General features: G+C 63.4%; 17 protein-coding genes and 2 pseudogenes. 7 read left to right on the top strand and 12 right to left on the bottom strand.

Annotated features, from left to right (window positions below):
- Position 1: 1 nt before the first annotated feature.
- Complete coding sequence (locus HX803_RS02905) at positions 2-541, bottom strand: cytochrome b (protein ID WP_178918850.1); 540 nt, start codon at positions 539-541, stop codon at positions 2-4.
- Entirely contained in the window at positions 538-1,620 is a 1,083-nt protein-coding gene (locus HX803_RS02900) for a catalase family peroxidase (RefSeq protein WP_178918849.1), read from the bottom strand. The genes HX803_RS02905 and HX803_RS02900 overlap by 4 nt, the downstream gene beginning before the upstream one ends.
- Before the next feature lie 168 nt (positions 1,621-1,788).
- Between HX803_RS02900 and HX803_RS02895 the strand changes: the two genes are divergently transcribed.
- Both HX803_RS02895 and HX803_RS02890 read left to right on the top strand, forming a co-directional pair.
- Positions 1,789-2,295 (top strand): sigma-70 family RNA polymerase sigma factor, encoded by a 507-nt coding sequence (locus HX803_RS02895; RefSeq protein WP_178918848.1) that lies wholly within the window; start codon positions 1,789-1,791, stop codon positions 2,293-2,295.
- Positions 2,292-3,041, top strand: coding sequence for an anti-sigma factor (locus HX803_RS02890; RefSeq protein WP_178918847.1), 750 nt, complete (start codon positions 2,292-2,294; stop codon positions 3,039-3,041). Before HX803_RS02895 ends, HX803_RS02890 begins: the two co-directional genes overlap by 4 nt.
- On the opposite strand, the gene HX803_RS02885 is transcribed toward HX803_RS02890, so the two are convergent.
- The 7 genes from HX803_RS02885 to HX803_RS02855 form a co-directional block, all read right to left on the bottom strand.
- The gene (locus HX803_RS02885) at positions 3,038-4,024 is read right to left on the bottom strand and encodes a spore coat U domain-containing protein (RefSeq protein WP_178918846.1); all 987 of its coding nucleotides are present in this window, start codon (positions 4,022-4,024) and stop codon (positions 3,038-3,040) included. The genes HX803_RS02890 and HX803_RS02885 overlap by 4 nt on opposite strands.
- A gap of 23 nt (positions 4,025-4,047) precedes the next feature.
- Complete coding sequence (locus HX803_RS02880; protein WP_178918845.1) at positions 4,048-6,384, bottom strand: fimbria/pilus outer membrane usher protein; 2,337 nt, start codon at positions 6,382-6,384, stop codon at positions 4,048-4,050.
- A 99-nt stretch (positions 6,385-6,483) separates the two neighbouring features.
- The gene (locus tag HX803_RS02875) at positions 6,484-7,278 is read right to left on the bottom strand and encodes a molecular chaperone (protein WP_178918844.1); all 795 of its coding nucleotides are present in this window, start codon (positions 7,276-7,278) and stop codon (positions 6,484-6,486) included.
- Positions 7,279-7,303: 25 nt separating this feature from the next.
- On the bottom strand, positions 7,304-7,804 hold the full coding sequence (locus HX803_RS02870) for a spore coat U domain-containing protein (RefSeq protein WP_178918843.1): 501 nt from the start codon (positions 7,802-7,804) through the stop codon (positions 7,304-7,306).
- Positions 7,805-7,808: 4 nt separating this feature from the next.
- Positions 7,809-8,351 carry a spore coat U domain-containing protein gene (locus HX803_RS02865; RefSeq protein WP_178918842.1) on the bottom strand — a complete coding sequence of 181 codons (543 nt, stop codon included), beginning with the start codon at positions 8,349-8,351 and terminating at the stop codon, positions 7,809-7,811.
- Between the two features lie 18 nt (positions 8,352-8,369).
- Entirely contained in the window at positions 8,370-8,912 is a 543-nt protein-coding gene (locus HX803_RS02860; RefSeq protein ID WP_178918841.1) for a spore coat protein U domain-containing protein, read from the bottom strand.
- Positions 8,906-9,400 carry a spore coat U domain-containing protein gene (locus tag HX803_RS02855; protein ID WP_178918905.1) on the bottom strand — a complete coding sequence of 165 codons (495 nt, stop codon included), beginning with the start codon at positions 9,398-9,400 and terminating at the stop codon, positions 8,906-8,908. The genes HX803_RS02860 and HX803_RS02855 overlap by 7 nt, the downstream gene beginning before the upstream one ends.
- A gap of 224 nt (positions 9,401-9,624) precedes the next feature.
- Here HX803_RS02855 and zapE point away from each other — a divergent pair, with 224 nt between their 5' ends.
- Entirely contained in the window at positions 9,625-10,719 is a 1,095-nt protein-coding gene (gene zapE / locus HX803_RS02850; protein WP_178918840.1) for a cell division protein ZapE, read from the top strand.
- 39 nt (positions 10,720-10,758) lie between these two features.
- Positions 10,759-12,063 carry a protein kinase gene (locus tag HX803_RS02845; protein WP_178918839.1) on the top strand — a complete coding sequence of 435 codons (1,305 nt, stop codon included), beginning with the start codon at positions 10,759-10,761 and terminating at the stop codon, positions 12,061-12,063.
- A gap of 120 nt (positions 12,064-12,183) precedes the next feature.
- Here the strand turns inward: HX803_RS02845 and HX803_RS02840 are convergent, their stop codons facing one another.
- Both HX803_RS02840 and HX803_RS02835 read right to left on the bottom strand, forming a co-directional pair.
- Entirely contained in the window at positions 12,184-12,891 is a 708-nt protein-coding gene (locus tag HX803_RS02840) for a YebC/PmpR family DNA-binding transcriptional regulator (protein ID WP_016974084.1), read from the bottom strand.
- A 98-nt stretch (positions 12,892-12,989) separates the two neighbouring features.
- A complete protein-coding gene (locus HX803_RS02835) occupies positions 12,990-13,847 on the bottom strand; it encodes a LysR substrate-binding domain-containing protein (RefSeq protein ID WP_178918838.1) in 858 nt (285 codons plus the stop codon).
- Between the two features lie 112 nt (positions 13,848-13,959).
- Between HX803_RS02835 and HX803_RS02830 the strand changes: the two genes are divergently transcribed.
- From HX803_RS02830 to HX803_RS02820, 3 genes and pseudogenes are all read left to right on the top strand, one after another.
- Positions 13,960-15,114: a 2-aminoethylphosphonate--pyruvate transaminase gene (locus tag HX803_RS02830; RefSeq protein ID WP_178918837.1), complete on the top strand. Its 1,155-nt coding sequence runs from the start codon at positions 13,960-13,962 to the stop codon at positions 15,112-15,114.
- 50 nt (positions 15,115-15,164) lie between these two features.
- The gene (phnX, locus tag HX803_RS02825) at positions 15,165-15,992 is read left to right on the top strand and encodes a phosphonoacetaldehyde hydrolase (protein ID WP_178918836.1); all 828 of its coding nucleotides are present in this window, start codon (positions 15,165-15,167) and stop codon (positions 15,990-15,992) included.
- A 232-nt stretch (positions 15,993-16,224) separates the two neighbouring features.
- A pseudogene (locus HX803_RS02820) lies at positions 16,225-16,764 on the top strand (cytochrome b); the annotation flags it as partial.
- A gap of 51 nt (positions 16,765-16,815) precedes the next feature.
- Here HX803_RS02820 and HX803_RS32625 read toward each other — a convergent pair.
- Positions 16,816-17,269: pseudogene (locus HX803_RS32625) on the bottom strand (1-aminocyclopropane-1-carboxylate deaminase); the annotation flags it as partial.

Here is a 17,269-nt window from a genome sequence, read left to right as displayed (position 1 = left end):
GTCAGCGTTTGCTGCCGGTCATGCTTTGCAACACACCGTCGCGTCGAATCAGCCCGTGGAACAACGCCGCCGCCAGGTGCAACAACACCGTCAGGAACAACAGGTAGGCGAGAAAGCCATGAGCCTTGCGCAACACCGCAAACAACGGCGCATTGGCCCCCACCAACGCAGGCAATTGCACCGAACTGCTGAGCATCACTGGGTCGCCCGCCGCCGAGATCATCGCCCAGCCCAGAACCGGCAACACCAGCATCAACGCATACAGCACTAAGTGGGACGCCTTGGCTGCCAGCACTTGCCACAGGGGCAAGTCCGTCGGCAACGGCGGCTGACGCGTCGAAAAGCGCACCACCAACCGCACGATCACCAGAGCCAGGATCGCGATCCCCAGCGGTTTGTGCAGGTGGATCAGCCACTCATGGCGCTCCGACACCGATGCCACCATGCCCGCGCCGATAAACAACATCGCGATGATCATCAACGCCATCAGCCAATGCAGCAGGCGCGCCAGAGGGGCGAAAAACCGCGGTTGACCATTCATGGTTTCGACTCCTGAGGGGCACTGTGCAAGGGGCTGACTTCACCGGCGCGGCGCACGTACGAGCTGGCATACGCCGCCGAGCGTGCGGCCAGCAGCGGGTCGTTGGAGGCTTCGATGCCACTGGGCAAAACCAGTGGATCAAAGTTGATATCACGGCAATCGCCGTCCGCTTGGGGTTGGCTGCTCTGCAGTACCAGGGTGCCGGCGTTCAACACCTTGTGTTCGCCGCTCCAGGCTTTGCTGGCATCGTCCAGTGGGTCGCCAGGGTTGGCCAGCGTCATGTTCAACTGCCAGCGCAACGGCCCCGAGGCCAGGCGCTGCACCAGGTCTTTTTCCAGGAAGTCGCTGCCCGCCGGTGCTACATCACCCGGCGCGTCCAGGCTCTGGGGCACGACGCCCCAACGTACCGCCTGGCGCTTGCCATCGGCGCCCACCAGGAAAAACGCGTTGATCCCGTTATAGGTTTCCGTTGCATAGCTGGCGGACGGCTTGGCCGTCTTGACCCACGCCAAAAACGGCGCGGTCTCAGGGTGCGCGGCAAAGAACGCCGGCATGTTCGCCGGGTTCGGCTTGCCGGTGGCCGGGTCGGGCGCGCCCGCTTGCAGCATCTGGTAGAACGCCTGCGGCGTGCCCACCGGGAACACCGGCATGCTGTTCATCCCGGTCCGCCACTGCTGGCCGTTAGCCTGGCTGAATTGCAACGCAAAGCTGCGGATCGGCACGCTGCTGTCCGGTGCATAAGGGTTACCACTGGGCAAGGCAAACCGACCGATCACCGGGGTCTTGGCCTCGCTGAACACCTGGGCGCTGGAGTACGCACGCGCCTCTGGGCTGCTCTCGAAGTAACCTGCCACACACACACCCTTGGCATGGTTGCGCCGGAAGCCCGGGTGGATACCGTTATTGGTTTCCAGGGCATTGACCAGGGTCTTGGGCCGCAGGCGCTGTGGGTCAAGTGTGCCGTTGACGTAGGCAAATGCCCCGGCAACAACCGCAACCACGGCGCCGATACCGATGAGCCGTGCGATCAGGCTCGCCGTGCTCAACGGAGGACGAGGCGGTGATGAGTGATCTACCATGAAGAAACTCCAGGGCCAAAGGCCTTAGGGGTGGAACATAAGGTCGGAGCATTAAGACGAACGCCGATCTGCTCTATTCCCTGGCCCCGGATTTATTTTTAGGAGCGGGGAATAACCTTCAACGCCGGACGTCTCTCCAGTCCCAGCGTAGTGATCAGCCAGCCGACCATGCATGAACTCGACGAACAGTTACGTGAACTCATCCCCAGGTTGCGGCGTTTTGCCGTGTCCCTGACCCGTAACACCAGCAGCGCTGACGACCTGGTGCAATCGACCCTGGAACGGGCGATCATCCGCTGGGCCGACAAACGCCTCGAAGGCGACCTGCGCGCCTGGCTGTTCTCGATTCTCTACCGCCAGTTCCTTGATGCGCACCGTCGCAGCCGGCGCTATGCGCGCATGCTCGAATTCTTCACTGGCCGCGATGACGCGCAACCGTCGGTCGAACGCACGGTGATGGCCCAATCGACCCTGCAAGCCTTCGACCAGCTCAACACCGAACAGCGCGCCTTGCTGCTGTGGGTGTCGGTCGAAGGCTTGAGCTACAAGGAGGTGGCCGAGATCCTCGACGTGCCCATCGGCACCGTGATGTCGCGCCTGTCCCGGGCGCGCCAAGCCTTGCGTCAACTCAGTGATGGCGAAATAGCCAGCCCTTCCCTGCGGATACTCAAATGATCAGCCTGCCCCCCAGCGAACGCGATTTGCATGCCTACGTCGACCACCAACTGCTGGAGAGTGATCGCCGTGTGCTCGAAACCTACCTGGCCGCCCACCCCGACGTCGCCGCCCAGGTCCAGGCCTGGCAACAGGATGCGCAATTGTTGCGCGCGTCATTGAGCGGTGCCTTGCAGCAACCGGCCAACCCTGAGCTGGACCCTGCGCTGATTCGCCAGCGTATCCGGCACCAGTCCCGCCGCCACCTGGCAACGGCCGCCGTGTTGCTGATCGCCGTCAGCCTCGGCGGCATTGGCGGCTGGCATGCCCGCGAGGTCACTCAACCGCCGATGCTGCCAATGGCCGATGCGATGCAGGCATTTCGCCTGTTTGCTCAGGACGGCATCCTGCCCGCCGACTACAACACCCAGGGCAGCTGCAACATGCAGGCCTGGCTCGACCGTTACTTCAACCAGGCCCACCGCCTTCCCGACCTCAGCGCCTCCGGTTTCACGCCGGTCAGCGGGCGCCTGCTGACCACCGAATCCGGGGCGGCGGCGATGGTGATGTATGAAAACCGTGAAGGCCACAAGATCAGTTTCTACATCCGCCCACCAGGTCCGGAAAATAACTTCCTGCCCCGGGGCAGCCGCAGCGCCGACGGGTTGCAGGCCGAATACTGGTCCGGCGCCGGCTACAACTACGCGATGGTCAGCCCCAATGACGAGCCGACCGCGCGGCTGATCAAGCAGACGATCAAGTTCTAGAACCCCACGTCGAGCACCACGTTGTCGAGGTAGGTACCGCCCGGCGGCGTGGCCTGGTCGGTGTAGATCTTGGCGTTGTAGTTGAACACCTGGCTACCGGTGCCTAGGCCGTTGCCCGGGTTGACCTCGGCGGTGGAGCTGTCTCGCCGTGCAGCGCCGACACTGCCCCAGCGCGTGGTGCCGGCGCTCTTGAAGATGTCGTAAGCCAGGTAGTTGCTGCCCGAAATCATCCGCCGGCGCCCGCCCACGCTGACCGCGTTCTGGCCATCGCTCAAACCTACACTGTAGGCACTGCCCTTGGTGCAGGAGATGCTGATGGTCTGGCCAGTGACCGGGGTAAAGGCGCTGATCACCGGTGCGCTGCCAAAGCTGATGTTGGGCGCGGTGATCTGGCAGTCGTTGGTGACGGTCATGCTCACCGTCAGCGTGCGGGTCTGGGGCGTAAGGTTTCTGTCACGCAGCACACACAAGGACCCTACCCCCAGGCCGATGCAGTAATCCCAGCTCCAGGCCAGGTTCAGCACTTCGGTGTAGACCCCCGCCGCCACGTTGCTGCCCGTGATGCTGGCGAAGTACAGCGGCATGGTCTTGTTGCCCGGCCCGCTCAACAGCCCGGCAGCGGTAGCCAGGCCATTGGGGCCGAAGTCGAACTGGCTGTTACGATTGATCGGAAAGTTGGTGGTGTTGTTGCCGTAGACCGTATAGCCGATCACATCACCGGTGGGGCCGACCAGGCCACCCGTCAGCGAGCTGATGGTCAGGTAGAAGTGATCGCTGGTGCCCAACGCGATCAGCGACGCCCCGCAGCTCAAGCCGGCGTTCTGGGTCGAACTGCCTTGCGAGGCCGTGCGCACGTTGATCGAACTGACCGAGCCAAAGCTGGCCGGTGTCGTCGCCACCACCGAACACAGTGCCATCGCCTGCCCCGACACCCCAAGGCTGGCGCTCGCCAACACGCTGTAAAGCCATCCCTTGCCCCTCACTCGCCCGCTCCTTGTTCAGTCGCTCATTGGCACACCAACGGCCCGATCAGGGGCACGTCCGGTTGTTGCACGTCCATCTCGAAGGTCGCCTGGCAGGTACGCCCGCCCACCATCGTGACCTGCAACGTGTTGTGGGTCGCCAGGTTTTCCAGGTAGACCAGACCCTCCCAGCCCACCACCGCCTGGGTGTTGCTTTGCTCGTGCACCACCAGGCTGCCCAAGGGCAATTCCTGGTGCTGGCCGTCCACCAGGGTGATGCTCGCGGCGATCACCCGACGCAGCGGAAACTCCAGCAGGTAACCGCTGCCCCGGCGCACCGACACCCGCTGTTCCACGTTCGGGCTCTGGATATTCGGTGGCAGGTTGAGCGGGTCAATCTCATATTTGGCACGGTAGTAAGCGCTGCTCCAGGGCACCAGCAGGTGCCCGTTACGGTCGGTCTGGCCCACCAACTGATTCTCGTAGCGCACCGGAATCCCGGCGAAACCCTGGGTGCTCACCACCACAAAGGCATCGTTGATGCGGTTGGCAGCGAAGGTATCGCCGCCCATCCACACCAACGAACCGCTGGCATCCGCCCAGCGCGTCTCGGCATCACTGCTGCCGTATACACCGGCCTGCAACTGCACCGACTGCAAGCGCCAGGTCAGGTCGGCCTGGCGATAGGTCGGCCCGTCGCCCTGGGCGTAGCCGAGGTTGTAACCCACCCCGCCTTCGCTGGGCACCGAGCTGCTGTAGTTGATGCGCTGGCGACTGGCACCGTCCTTGCTGCGTTCGCTGCTCAGGGCCAGGCTGCCATTGAGGTCGAACGGGATCACCAGTTGTGCCTGCACGGCCCAGTTGCTGTCGCCGACCTCACGGTTGGCCGACAGGTAAAAACTGGTATTGCGCCACAGCGGCTTGCTCCAGCTCAAGTTGAGCAGACGCGTGCGCGAATCGTCCGCGGCCTGCACGTCGAAATAGCCCACACCCAGGCTGCCGAAACGCTCCAGATTGAGGCTGAGCGTAACCTGTTCGCTGCGCTTGCTGAGGCTCGCGTAAGGGGTGTCCACCAGGGTCAGGTCAGCGTATTCGTTGTGCCGCTCCACGCGCTGGTACGACAGGCTGTAGCGCGTGCTGTTGTACTGATAACCCAGGCTCAGTTGCTGGCCATTGCGACCGTCGAACTGGCTTTGACTGAGGGCTGTATTGAGGATGCCGAAGTTGCCCAGACGCAGATTGCCGCCCAGGCCACCGAGGGTCAGGTCACTTGACGCTTCGGCGTGGCTTTCCAGGGTCAGGTTGTCGGAGTAGCCATAGCGAAAGGTGCCACTGGCCACGCCCGGCCCATAGGCGAAATCCCGTACGGTGTAATCGCGGCGCAAGGTCCCGGCCGCCACAGAAAAATCCGTCAGCCCCTTTTGCAGCAAAGTGCTGGTGACATAGAACGGCACCGTGGTCGACACCTGGCGCCCCAAGGCGTCCGTAGTGACCACCACCGCCTCGCCGGCACCGTTGATAAAGGGCACGTTAGTGAGGGTGTACGGCCCCGGCTGCAACAAGGCGCTCTCGGATTTGTAGCCATTGATAAACAGGTCCACCGACGAGGGCACCGCCGCCTCGCCGGCAAACTGCGGCAACGGATACGTCACCAGGTCCGGTCGCACCGCGAAATCCCGCGAGAACTGCACCCCACCCAGACGTACCGAACTGCTCCAGGGCAGCGACCCGCTGATCACGTCGCCAGCCTCGTAAGTGAGCATCCGTTCGTCATCGGAGAAACGCCACGTCGTGTCATAACGGCGATAGCCGTTGTCGAGGGTGCTGTTGCTCACATTGCCCGACAGGGTCTGACGGTATTGCCCGGTGTTGGACAACGTGCCCCACGTGTCGAACAGCCGTACTTCGTTCCAGCCGGCCAGGTAGCTGCCACCTTCGTCGGTGTCGTTGAAGTACAGGTCATAGTTGAGCAAGGCACCGAAGCTGCTCATGGCCTGAGTGCGCGGGTAGGTGTTGCGGTTGCCGATGAACTGTTCCTGCAACCACGACGGCGGCACATCCAGCAACAGGCGTTGGCCGTTGCTGTCGTAGTCACTGTGCAGGCCGGGCAGCTTGTCCAGAGCGATGCTGCCGGTGGGATCACCGGGCAGTTTCATGCCGACGTCCTGCAGCGCGCTGACGGGCACATACAGCTCGCCCGCCCGTTGATCGACCGCGATGACGCGGCCGGTGTCCATCTGGTTGACCACCAGTTCCAGAAACAGCTGTGCATCGGCGACAGCCTCCATACTGCTCGGGGGCGGCGGCAGGTCTCCAGCCACCCCCGGAAGCGCCAACATCGCGCTCCACAGCCCGCTCACCACTGCCACCGACGGCCACATACAACGAGCCCGACCACGACTCACACATGGCGTTGTGTCCTTCAATGGACATCTCCATCCTGTTGAACCCGGGTTTACCCCGTCCCGCTGCCTACTCCGTTATCGCGCCGGCGCCAGGGCCTCCACCTGTGCCGCGCCATTGATCCGCACCTGCAACGGCTGGTCGGCTGACACCGCCTCCGGCACCGGCCAGCGCATCGTCGCGCCCGGCAGCACATAGCCCAGCAGGCCGTCCGCCACAGGTCGTGTCTGACCGCCTTGTTTGAACGACGCGTCGGTGAGTCGCGCATGCACGGCGCCCTGGTTGCGAACTTCGATGTAACTGCGCCCGGCAACCGAGACCTTGCGCCAGCTCAGATCCGGTTTGCCGGCGCCCTTGGGATCGCGCTGGCGCGTGGCGTCTTCCTTGCTCCACAGACCCGCGCCATACGCAAACAACGGCACCGAATAGCGCATCTGGAAGCGAATCGCCGCCGCCGTGTTCTTGCCTTCCGGTGGGGTCGGCACCTGCAAGGGCGAAGGGATTTCATCGATGATGATGCGGTAGGCCAGCTCTTGCCCGGGTGGCACTTCACGGGTGCGCGTCAGGCGCACCAGCTGTTTCTGCCCCGGCTCGATCTTCGCCACCGGCGGGCTGCCTATTACGTCGCGCTGGTTCTGGTATTGCTCGTCGAAGCCGTTCTGGCTCCAGGCGAATACACGAATCTGCAAGTTGGCCGTCTCGGTGCCACGGTTTTCCAGCCACAACGCACTGGCCTGCTGGTCGGCCTCCAGCACCGGGTCGATCGGCCAGATCAGCACCGAACTGGCCGCCTGCACCGCCACCACATTGCTCAATGCCCCCGCCAACACAGCAAAACCCGCGGCCCACAACCGCCGGGAAGGTGAACACATAAAACCACTCCTCATACCCATAGCCCTACCACGACAATTGCACCTGCAACGTGTCGCTGTACGTCCCCCCAGGCTGGTTGCCCGGTAACTGCACCCGCCCGTAGATCGGCAGGCTGATGTTGTTTGCATCGCTGTAGGTCACGTTGACGCTCTGACTGATCCCCAGGCTTTGACTGAACGCTGCATCCTGAAACAACTGATACGCCACCCGTGCAGTGCCGGTATTGAGCTGCAAATTGCGCCCGGTGTTGCTGTGCAGGCCGCCGTTGACGCTCATGCTCAGCGTCACCCCCGGCGTGCATTGCAGGGTCACACCACCGATCAGGGCGGCGCTCACCGTACTGGTGGATAGCGCCGAATAACTGCCATAGGTCAGCGCCCCATAGTTGGAGCCGCCCCCCACCACCAGGCAGCCGGGGGTGACAGTGGCGCTCACCTGGAAGCTCTGGCTGGTCACCGCCGACAACGGCAGTGGCACCACCAGCCCGCACACCAGCAACGCCCTCACCCACCCTGACCGGGTCATGACGCTAGAACGTCAGTTCCACGGCCACGGTGTCGGTGTAGGTGCCCGCCGGCAGCCCCGCCTTGCCCACCGCACGACCGTAGAGATTCACGGTTTGCGCCACGCCGGTGCTGGTGGCGAGGGCGATCACGCCATCGATGGCCAGCAGCGAGGAATGCCCGCTGTCGGTGTAGAAGTCATAGGGCACAAAGTTGCCGAGACCATCGGCCAGCGCCCGAGTACCGCCGGCGGAGGCATTGTCATGGGCCCCCGCACGCACTTTGATGGTCGGCGCAGTCCCCGCCGAGCACAGCACCGACAACGCTCCGCCCGTACCGGTACCGCCCAGCAACTGGGCGTCGGCATTGGTGAACAGGCTGTTGGTAGTACCGAAGTTGAGGCTACCGAAGTTCAACCCGCTGGCCGCGCCAGAACCGTTGACCTGGCAACTGGCGATCAGCGTCAGGCTGGAGGTGATCTGGCCGGTCACGGTGGTGGCCGCATTGAGGCTGGAGGCCATTGCCAGGCCCAGCGCACAAACGCCTAAACGCGATACGAGTACATGCATGATATCCATCCTCATGGTTTACCAATCCAGAGTCACCGTCAGGGTGTCTGTGTAGATGCCGGCCGGTAAGGCCCTGGTATTCGCCACCACCGAGCCGAATACCGGAATGGGTATCTGCGCGCCCCGGGTCACGACGAAATTTCGCTGCTGGCCGATGTTGTAGGTGCTGTGTCCCAACGGATCGGCCGAAAGTCGATACGGTATGGTCTGGGTGCCGTTGCTCAGACGCCGCGTGGTGCCGTCACCGTGGGCGCCGCCGTCGATGGTCACGGTAAAGCTGCTGACCACCGAAGGGTTGCATGACACTGACAGCGGCGCCTTGTCGCCGTCGGTGACGCCCGCCGCCAAGGTGTTGTTCCAGGTCGGCCCCTGGCTGCCGAAGTCCAGGAGCGCTGTGCCACCTGTAGGACTCACCGGCGCACTTTCAACGCTGCTGACCTGGCAACTGGCGGTGATCACCAGGCGCGCATGAATCTGCCCGCTGGCGACCACCGCCCAGGCGTCATCGGCGAGCAGCAATAAGCCGCCGAACGCCGCCAGGGCCAGGCTGCGACTCACCATGTGACGGTCACCTTGAGCAGGTCGCTGTAGCGACCAACGGCGGGAATTTCCTTGAGCGGCTCGATGCGCCCGTACAGCGGCAGGTCAACGCTCCCGGTATCTGGCACACGACCGCTGAGCGGCTCATTCACCGGCAGCGGAATGCGCCGCGCGGCGTCAGCGTAAAGACGGTAGGGAATGGGTTTGCTGGACGATGGCGTAGCGGCGGCGAGGTAGCGCACTTCGCCCGTGCCGCCATGCAGGCCGCCGTCGACGCGGACTTGGTAAGGGGTATCGGGGTTGCATTCCAGGCGCGGTTGCCGCTGGCTGATCAGGGCCGCACTCAGGGGGCCGGCCGGGTCATCCAGACGCGGGCCGCTGCCAAAATCCAGTACGCCAAGTTGCTCGATGCCAGCGCTGCGGGTGGTGCCCACCAACTGGCAACCCCGCTGCACGTCGATCCGCACCTCCACCTGGAGCTGCGCACCTGAAGCCGTGCTGCAGAGCATCGCGCCCATGACTGCCAATACCGCTCGTCCCTTCACTGCCCCAATTCCTTATACAGGGGTGACTGCTGTGTATGAGGTTAGCCATTCAGAGGGAAACTGCCAGTCTCGGCGGATTCAGCGTTGCGCCATGCCTTTTCGAGATAGGTGGTGGCACCCTTCTCTATTGGTCAAATCGTGACGGGCGCCCTAAAGTGGGTGACCATCGAAAGACAGAGTGACGTGTATTGGCCGTGCTTTCCCTTATCCGGCGCCTGCTCGGCAAACCCGCCGAAGCCCTGGCTGCGTCGCCGATCCCGGCGTTTTTCCAGGCCAAGGCCGCACAACAGGGCTATACCCTCAGCGCGGGCCAGACCCAGGCGATTGCCGCCCTGGCCCGCGAAACCGGGCACCTGCTTGCGGGCCAGCCCACCCGCAGCCTGTACCTGCACGGCCCGGTGGGGCGTGGCAAAAGCTGGCTGCTGGACGGTTTTTTCCAGGCCCTGCCGATTGCCGAAAAACAACGCGTACACTTCCACGCGTTCTTCGCCCAATTGCACCGGGGCATGTTCAAGCATCAGGCCGATGACGATGCCCTGGGTGTCACCCTGGATGAGCTACTGGCGGGCTGTCGCGTACTGTGCTTTGACGAGTTTCATGTCCACGACATCGGCGACGCCATGCTCATCAGCCGCTTGTTCAAGGCGCTGTTCCAGCGCCGCGTGCTGGTGCTGGTGACCTCCAACTACGCGCCCGAAGGGTTGTTGCCCAACCCGCTGTATCACCAGCGGTTCAAGCCGGTAATCGACCTGATCGCCGCGCGCATGGAGGTGTTGGAGGTCAGCTCGCCACAAGACTTTCGCAGCCTGCCCCAGGCCCACGCGCAGCAGCGCTTCACCGGCGGCCAGTACGTGTGGCCCGGCAGCCTGGCGCAGCGCGAAGCCCTTGGCTTGCCCGCCGCCGATTGCCCGCCGCAACCGTTGCCCGTCGGCACCCGCCAGTTGACCTGCCGCAGTCGCCAGGGGCGCACCCTCGCTTTTACCTTCAATGATCTGTGCGAGCAGCTCACTGCCGTGATGGATTACCTGCTGCTGTGCCAGGACTTCGACCACTGGATCATCGACGGGCTGCCGCACCTGGCCGACAGCCCGATTGCTGTGCAGCAGCGTTTCATCAACCTGGTGGACGTGCTCTACGATCAGGACAAGCGCCTCACCCTGATCGGTCGGCAGCCCTTGGCAGAGTCGCTGGAGGGCCAGGCCATCGACCTGGCCCGCACCGCCAGCCGCCTGGGCCAATTGCAATCGGTGAGCCCGCAACACTCGCCCGACCCGGTATCATGAGCGCCATTTACGCACCCTTGCCGAGTGATCGCGCCGTTCATGAATACCCTCGCCCAACTCAAGGCCGGCCAGTTGGCCGGCATCAAACGCCTGGACCTGTCCTGCGGACTGACTGAATTCCCGCCGGAAATCTTCGAACTGGCCGACTCGCTGGAAATTCTCAACCTCACGGGCAACGCCCTGAGCCGCCTGCCCGACGACCTGCACCGCCTCACGCACCTGCGCGTGCTGTTCTGCTCGGAGAACGCCTTTACCGAACTGCCGGAATGCCTGGGCCAGTGCGCCAACTTGAGCATGATCGGCTTCAAGGCTAACCAGATCAGCCTCGTGCCCGCCGCTGCGTTGCCGCCGTTGTTGCGCTGGCTGATCCTCACCGATAACCACATCAGCGAACTGCCGGACGAACTGGGCGAGCGACCCTTGCTGCAAAAACTGATGCTGGCCGGCAACCGGCTCACGGCGCTGCCCCGGAGCCTGGTCAACTGCAAGAACCTGGAACTGCTGCGCATCGCCTCCAATCGCTTTACCCAGTTGCCACAGTGGCTGTTGACGCTGCCAAGCCTGACCTGGCTGGCCTACGCGGGCAACCCGGTGGAAATGGCGGTGGACGTGTCGGCCGATGACGCGACGCCGGATATTGCCTGGTCGGACCTGGAACTGGCCGAGGTGCTGGGCGAAGGCGCTTCGGGCATTATCCGCAAGGCGCTATGGAAGCCTGCCGCCAAGCCGGTCGCGGTCAAGCTGTACAAAGGCACGATCACCAGCGATGGCTCGCCGTTGCACGAAATGCAGGCCTGCATCGCGGCCGGGCTGCACCCGAACCTGATCAAGGTCGAAGGCCGCGTGGTCGGCCATCCGGAGGGCCAGGCTGCACTGGTCATGGACCTGATCGACCCAAGCTACCGCAACCTCGCGGCCCTGCCGAGCCTGGCGTCGTGCACCCGCGACATTTATGAGCCGGGTACTCGCTTTAGTCTCGAAGTAGCGCTGCGCATGGCGCGGGGGATTGCTTCGGTGGCGGCCCACTTGCACCGGCATGGCATCACCCACGGCGATCTCTACGGCCACAACATCCTGTGGAATGAAGCCGGCGATTGCCTGCTGGGGGATTTTGGCGCGGCGTCGTTCCATGCCACGGCGGATACCGAGGAAACCCGCGCATTGCAGCGGATCGAGGTCAGGGCATTCGGGGTGTTGCTGGGGGAATTGTTGGAGCGGGTCGAGACGGGGTCGGTCGATCAAGCGCTGATCACGTTGCAGGAACGTTGCTGCCAGCCGGATGTGCTCGCACGACCAGCCTTCAGCGAAATCGAAACCACCCTTGTCTCTATACAACACCCCTAAACCAATGTGGGAGCGGGCTTGCTCGCGAAGGCGGAGTGTCAGTCGCCCCAATGATTGACTGATACACCGCCTTCGCGAGCAAGCCCGCTCCCACATTTAGATCACATTCATAGCTACAGATCAGCCCGCCAGGCCGACAAACATGTCCTGCACGTCGTCATGGTTGTCCAGGCCTTCCAGGAAGGCTTCAACTTCAGCCATCTGCTCGTCGGTCAGGCCGCTCACCGGGTTCTTCGAGATATACCCCAGCTTGGCCGACAGCACGGTGAAGCCCTGTTCCGGCAGTGCTTTTTGCACGGCATCCAGGTCGGTGGTCTCGGTGATGAACAGGGTGGAACCCTCTTCTTCGCCGTCTTCGAAATCCTGGGCGCCGGCTTCAATGGCAGCCATTTCCGGGTCGGCGTCCGGGGTGTCCGGCGAGGCTTCGATCAGGCCGACATGGTTGAAGTCCCAGGCCACGGAGCCGGAAGCGCCGAGCTGGCCCTTGCGGAAGGCCACGCGGATTTCCGCCACGGTGCGGTTGATGTTGTCGGTCACGCACTCAACGATCAGCGGCACCTGGTGCGGCGCGAACCCTTCGTAGGTCACGCGGTGGTACTGCACGGTTTCACCCAGCAGGCCGGCGCCTTTCTTGATGGCGCGGTCCAGGGTTTCCTTGGGCATCGAAGCCTTTTTGGCCTGCTCCACTACCAGACGCAGGTGGGCGTTGGTGGCGGTGTCGGCGCCGTTGCGGGCGGCGATGGTGATTTCTTTCACCAGCTTGCCGAAGATCTTGCCCTTGGCATTGGCTGCCGCTTCTTTATGTTTGACTTTCCACTGTGCGCCCATGACTCACTCTCTTCTATCCATCGCGCCCAAACGTCTACTGGCCGGCGCTTTGGGGGCAGAGTTTATAGCGCAAAAACCCATCGTTCCACCAAAAACCGTCAGGGCGCCAGCTCGAAAAAGGCTTGGATCAATCGCAGCGATCGGCGCCGCTCCATGCAGCCAAGCATGTGCCGGTTCACCAGCCCCTCGCCCTGCAGCGCAACCGCACGCACCCTCGGGTCCTGGCTGACTTCCATCGACGACACCACCCCCACCCCCAGCTCGGCGGCGACGGCTTCGGTCACCGCTTCACGGCTGTCCAGCTCCAGCAGCACCTTGGGCTGCACCGCGGCTGCCAGGCAGGCGTTGTCGAAGGTGCGCCGAGTGATGGAACTGGGCTCACGCAGCACCATGATCACCTCGTTCAGTTGCTCCAGGCGAATGCCCGCCTTCTCGGCCGTCCACGGGTGCCCGGCCGGCACCAGGGCGCAAATCCGCGACTCGCTCAACGGCTGCAGGTGCAAGCCAGTGCGCGGTTCCACTTCGGTGAGCACGGCCACATCGGCATGCTCGGACAACAGCGCCGCCAGGGTTTCCTGGGCGTTGCCCAGGCGCAGGTTGACGGTGATGCCGGGGTAGCGCGCACGCAGGCTGGCGATCATCGGCATCACCAGGTGCGGACCATCGGCTGCCACTTCCAGGCGTCCGGTGAGCAGTTGTCGATTGGCCTCCAGCAGCGCCTGCGCTTCGTCCACCAACCCAAAGATCGCCCGGGTGATAGCCGCCAGGCGCGTGCCCTCCTCGGTCAACTCCACGCGACGGGCAGTACGGCGCAACAACGGGATCTGGTAGTACTCCTCCAGGGCCTTGATATGCCCGGTCACCGCCGGCTGGCTGATAAACAGCCGCGCCGCCGCACGGGTAAAGCTGCCCTCGCGGGCCACGGCATCGAATGCACGCAATTGGAACAGGTTCATAGCTATCGGCCTCACTGATAGCTCGCATAACAACAAACAATTTGATTGATAACAAGCCAAACTGCAATTTAGGCGCCGTAGATTCAACCCCGATGCTTTGCGAGGACTTGAGATGACCACTGCTGCGCCGATCCTGCTGACTCCCGGCCCCCTGACCACCTCCCACCGCACCCGTCAGGCGATGATGATGGATTGGGGTTCGTGGGATGAGCGCTTCAATCAGCTCACCGCCAGCGTCTGCGAGCAATTGCTGGCAATCATCGACGGTGCGACCAGCCACCACTGCGTGCCGTTGCAAGGCAGCGGCACCTTCGCCGTCGAAGCCGCCATCGGCACCCTCGTACCACGCAATGGCAAAGTGCTGGTGCTGGTCAATGGCGCGTACGGCAAGCGCCTGGCGAAGATCTGCGAAGTGTTAGGCCGCGACTTCAGCACCTTTGAAACCGCCGAAGACGAACCCACCTCCGCCGCCGACGTCGAGCGCCTGTTGCTCGCCGACCCCAGCATCACCCACGTCGCGTTGATCCACTGCGAAACCAGCACGGGTATCCTCAACCCACTGCCGGACATCGCCCAGGTCGTGAAACAGCACGGCAAGCGCTTGATCATCGACGCCATGAGTTCCTTCGGCGCACTCACCATCGACGCCCGCCACGTGCCGTTCGACGCCTTGATCGCCGCCTCGGGCAAGTGCCTGGAAGGTGTGCCGGGCATGGGTTTTGTCTTCGCCGACAAGCAGGCACTGGCCGCCGCCGAAGGCAATTGCCACTCCCTGGCGATGGACCTGTTCGACCAGCACGCGTACATGGCCAAGACCGGCCAATGGCGATTCACCCCGCCGACCCATGTGGTGGCGGCGCTGCACGAAGCGTTGTTGCAATACCACGAAGAAGGCGGCCTGCCCGCGCGGCACCAACGTTACGCGGGCAACTGCCAGGCATTGCTGGACGGCATGACCGCACTGGGTTTGCGCAGCTTCCTGCCGGGCGCGATCCAGGCGCCGATCATCGTCACCTTCCACGCCCCCAAAGACCCGCGTTATCAGTTCAAGGACTTCTACGAACGGGTCAAGGCCAAGGGTTTCATCCTTTACCCGGGCAAGTTGACCCAGGTGGAAACTTTCCGCGTGGGCTGCATCGGGCATGTGGATGCAGCCGGGATGCGGGCTGCCGTGACGGCGATAGCGCAGGCTCTGCAAGACATGAATGTGCTCGAACCTTTAGGAGCCGGCTTGCCGGCGATCACAGGCGACGCGGTCCCTCTGTAAAACCTCATTTTCGTTCATCGCTGGCAAGCCAGCTCCCACAGGATTTGTGTATGAACTATCAGAACCCCAACACCCTCCAGGCCGTCATTCTTGACTGGGCCGGCACCGTGGTCGACTTCGGCTCGTTCGCGCCCACCCAGATCTTTGTCGAGGCGTTTGCCGAGTTCGACGTGCAGGTCTCCATCGAAGAAGCCCGTGGCCCGATGGGCATGGGCAAGTGGGACCACATCCGCACCCTCTGCGACCAACCCCAGGTTGCCGAGCGCTATCGCAAGGCGTTTGGCCGCACGCCGACCGACGATGATGTGACCGCCATCTACCAGCGCTTCATGCCGCTGCAGATCGAGAAAATTGCCGAGCACTCGGCGCTGATCCCCGGCGCCCTGGACACCATTGCGCGCCTGCGCGTGCAAGGCATCAAGGTGGGTAGCTGCTCCGGCTACCCCAAGCAAGTCATGGATAAAGTCGTCGCCCTGGCCGCCACCAACGGCTACATCGCCGACCATGTGGTGGCTACCGACGAAGTACCCAACGGCCGCCCGTGGCCGGCCCAGGCACTGGCCAACGTGATTGCCCTGGGCATTGACGATGTGGCGGCGTGCGTCAAGGTTGACGATACCGTGCCAGGCATACTCGAAGGCCGCCGCGCCGGCATGTGGACCGTGGCCCTGACCTGCTCCGGCAATGCCCTGGGCCTGACCTACGAGCAGTTCCGCGCGCTGGATGCCGCCACCCTGACCCGCGAGCGCAAGCGCATCGAGGCGATCTTCGAGGGCTCGCGCCCGCACTACCTGATCGACACCCTCAACGACCTGCCGGCGGTCATCACCGATATCAACAAGCGCCTGGCCCGCGGTGAAATGCCGCAAAGCCACTGATAGAGGTCAACACAACGGCATTCACGCCAGGCAAACCACTCAAAACCGGCATACAGTTAAACCACTGCGTCATCCAAGAACGCAATGTTGTCCTGTGATGAAACTGTACCTGTGGCGAGGGAGCTTGCTCCCGCTGGGGCGCGAAGCGACCCTGAACAGGGGGCTGCTACGCAGCCCGACGGGAGCAAGCTCCCTCGCCACAGGTTTGCCCTGATGAGTGAGGAACCCAACGATGCCGTGGAAAAACTCCGATACACGCTACAGCACCATGTCGATCGCGTTGCACTGGTTGATGGTGGTGCTGCTGGCGGTGGTCTACGCCTGCATTGAGTTACGCGGCCAATTCCCCAAAGGCAGTGGCGGGCGAACGTTGATCGTTGAAATGCACTTCATGTTCGGCCTCACCGTGTTTGTGCTGGTGTGGCTGCGCCTGTTCGCCCGCAGCCTGGGAGTGGCGCCGAAGATCGTACCAGCACCGCCGGCATGGCAGAGCCTGCTGGCCACCCTGATGCACTTCGCGCTGTATGCCTTGATGATCGGCATGCCGATTGCCGGCTGGCTGATCGTCAGCGCCGAAGGGCATTCGGTGATGTTCTACGGCATGGAGTTGCCGCCGCTCATCGCCGAGAACAAAGCCCTGGCCAAGCAGATCGAAGGCTGGCATGTGCTGTTCGGCAAGATCGGCTACTGGCTGATTGGCCTGCATGCTCTGGCGGGTATCTTTCATCATTATGTGCTGCGCGATAACACTGCCTTGAGAATGATGCCAGGTGGGAGCGGGCTTGCTCGCGAAGGCAGNNCCCGCTCCCACAGGGGATCTGCGCTAGGCTGCAAAGCCGCGGCGGCCTTGCAGGCCTCCGGTGTGGACGAAAATCAGGCGGGTGCCGGGGCTGAAGCGTCCTGCTTCGATCTGTTGTTTCAACGCCAACAATGCCTTGCCGGTGTAGAGCGGCTCCAGCGGCAGGCCGCAGGCGCGTTCGGTGGTGTCGATGAAGTCGAGCAGCAGCGGGTCGACCTTGGCAAAGCCCCCTCGGCTGGCGTCCAACAGCTCATAACCCCCCCGCACGATGGCGTCGACATTCTGGGCGACACCGTGATCATCGGGCACGGCCATGGCGCCGTACACCGGGTGCGCGCCGACCTCCGCCAGTGCCAAGCCCGCCAAGGTGGTGCCGGTGCCCGCTGCCAGCCACCAGGCGTCGTAATCGTCCCAGCCGAGCGCCGCCAGTTGCCCGCGCACCTGCTCAACCAGCTCCGCACACCCCATTGCTCCCGCC

It is taken from the genome of Pseudomonas sp. P7548, from assembly GCF_013386585.1.
In the GTDB taxonomy this organism is placed as follows: domain Bacteria; phylum Pseudomonadota; class Gammaproteobacteria; order Pseudomonadales; family Pseudomonadaceae; genus Aquipseudomonas.
The sequence above is the reverse complement of the archived record's forward strand: the minus strand, read 5'-3'. Positions and strand labels throughout refer to the sequence as shown.

Bases quoted from the DNA above. Each gene is read 5' to 3' on its own strand.
- HX803_RS02905 (WP_178918850.1), bottom strand. From the start codon at position 541: ATGAATGGTCAACCGCGGTTTTTCGCCCCTCTGGCGCGCCTGCTGCAT.
- HX803_RS02900 (WP_178918849.1), bottom strand. From the start codon at position 1,620: ATGGTAGATCACTCATCACCGCCTCGTCCTCCGTTGAGCACGGCGAGC.
- HX803_RS02895 (WP_178918848.1), top strand. From the start codon at position 1,789: ATGCATGAACTCGACGAACAGTTACGTGAACTCATCCCCAGGTTGCGG.
- HX803_RS02890 (WP_178918847.1), top strand. From the start codon at position 2,292: ATGATCAGCCTGCCCCCCAGCGAACGCGATTTGCATGCCTACGTCGAC.
- HX803_RS02880 (WP_178918845.1), bottom strand. From the start codon at position 6,384: ATGTGGCCGTCGGTGGCAGTGGTGAGCGGGCTGTGGAGCGCGATGTTG.
- HX803_RS02875 (WP_178918844.1), bottom strand. From the start codon at position 7,278: ATGTGTTCACCTTCCCGGCGGTTGTGGGCCGCGGGTTTTGCTGTGTTG.
- HX803_RS02870 (WP_178918843.1), bottom strand. From the start codon at position 7,804: ATGACCCGGTCAGGGTGGGTGAGGGCGTTGCTGGTGTGCGGGCTGGTG.
- HX803_RS02865 (WP_178918842.1), bottom strand. From the start codon at position 8,351: ATGCATGTACTCGTATCGCGTTTAGGCGTTTGTGCGCTGGGCCTGGCA.
- HX803_RS02860 (WP_178918841.1), bottom strand. From the start codon at position 8,912: ATGGTGAGTCGCAGCCTGGCCCTGGCGGCGTTCGGCGGCTTATTGCTG.
- HX803_RS02855 (WP_178918905.1), bottom strand. From the start codon at position 9,400: ATGCTCTGCAGCACGGCTTCAGGTGCGCAGCTCCAGGTGGAGGTGCGG.
- HX803_RS02845 (WP_178918839.1), top strand. From the start codon at position 10,759: ATGAATACCCTCGCCCAACTCAAGGCCGGCCAGTTGGCCGGCATCAAA.
- HX803_RS02840 (WP_016974084.1), bottom strand. From the start codon at position 12,891: ATGGGCGCACAGTGGAAAGTCAAACATAAAGAAGCGGCAGCCAATGCC.
- HX803_RS02835 (WP_178918838.1), bottom strand. From the start codon at position 13,847: ATGAACCTGTTCCAATTGCGTGCATTCGATGCCGTGGCCCGCGAGGGC.
- HX803_RS02830 (WP_178918837.1), top strand. From the start codon at position 13,960: ATGACCACTGCTGCGCCGATCCTGCTGACTCCCGGCCCCCTGACCACC.
- phnX (WP_178918836.1), top strand. From the start codon at position 15,165: ATGAACTATCAGAACCCCAACACCCTCCAGGCCGTCATTCTTGACTGG.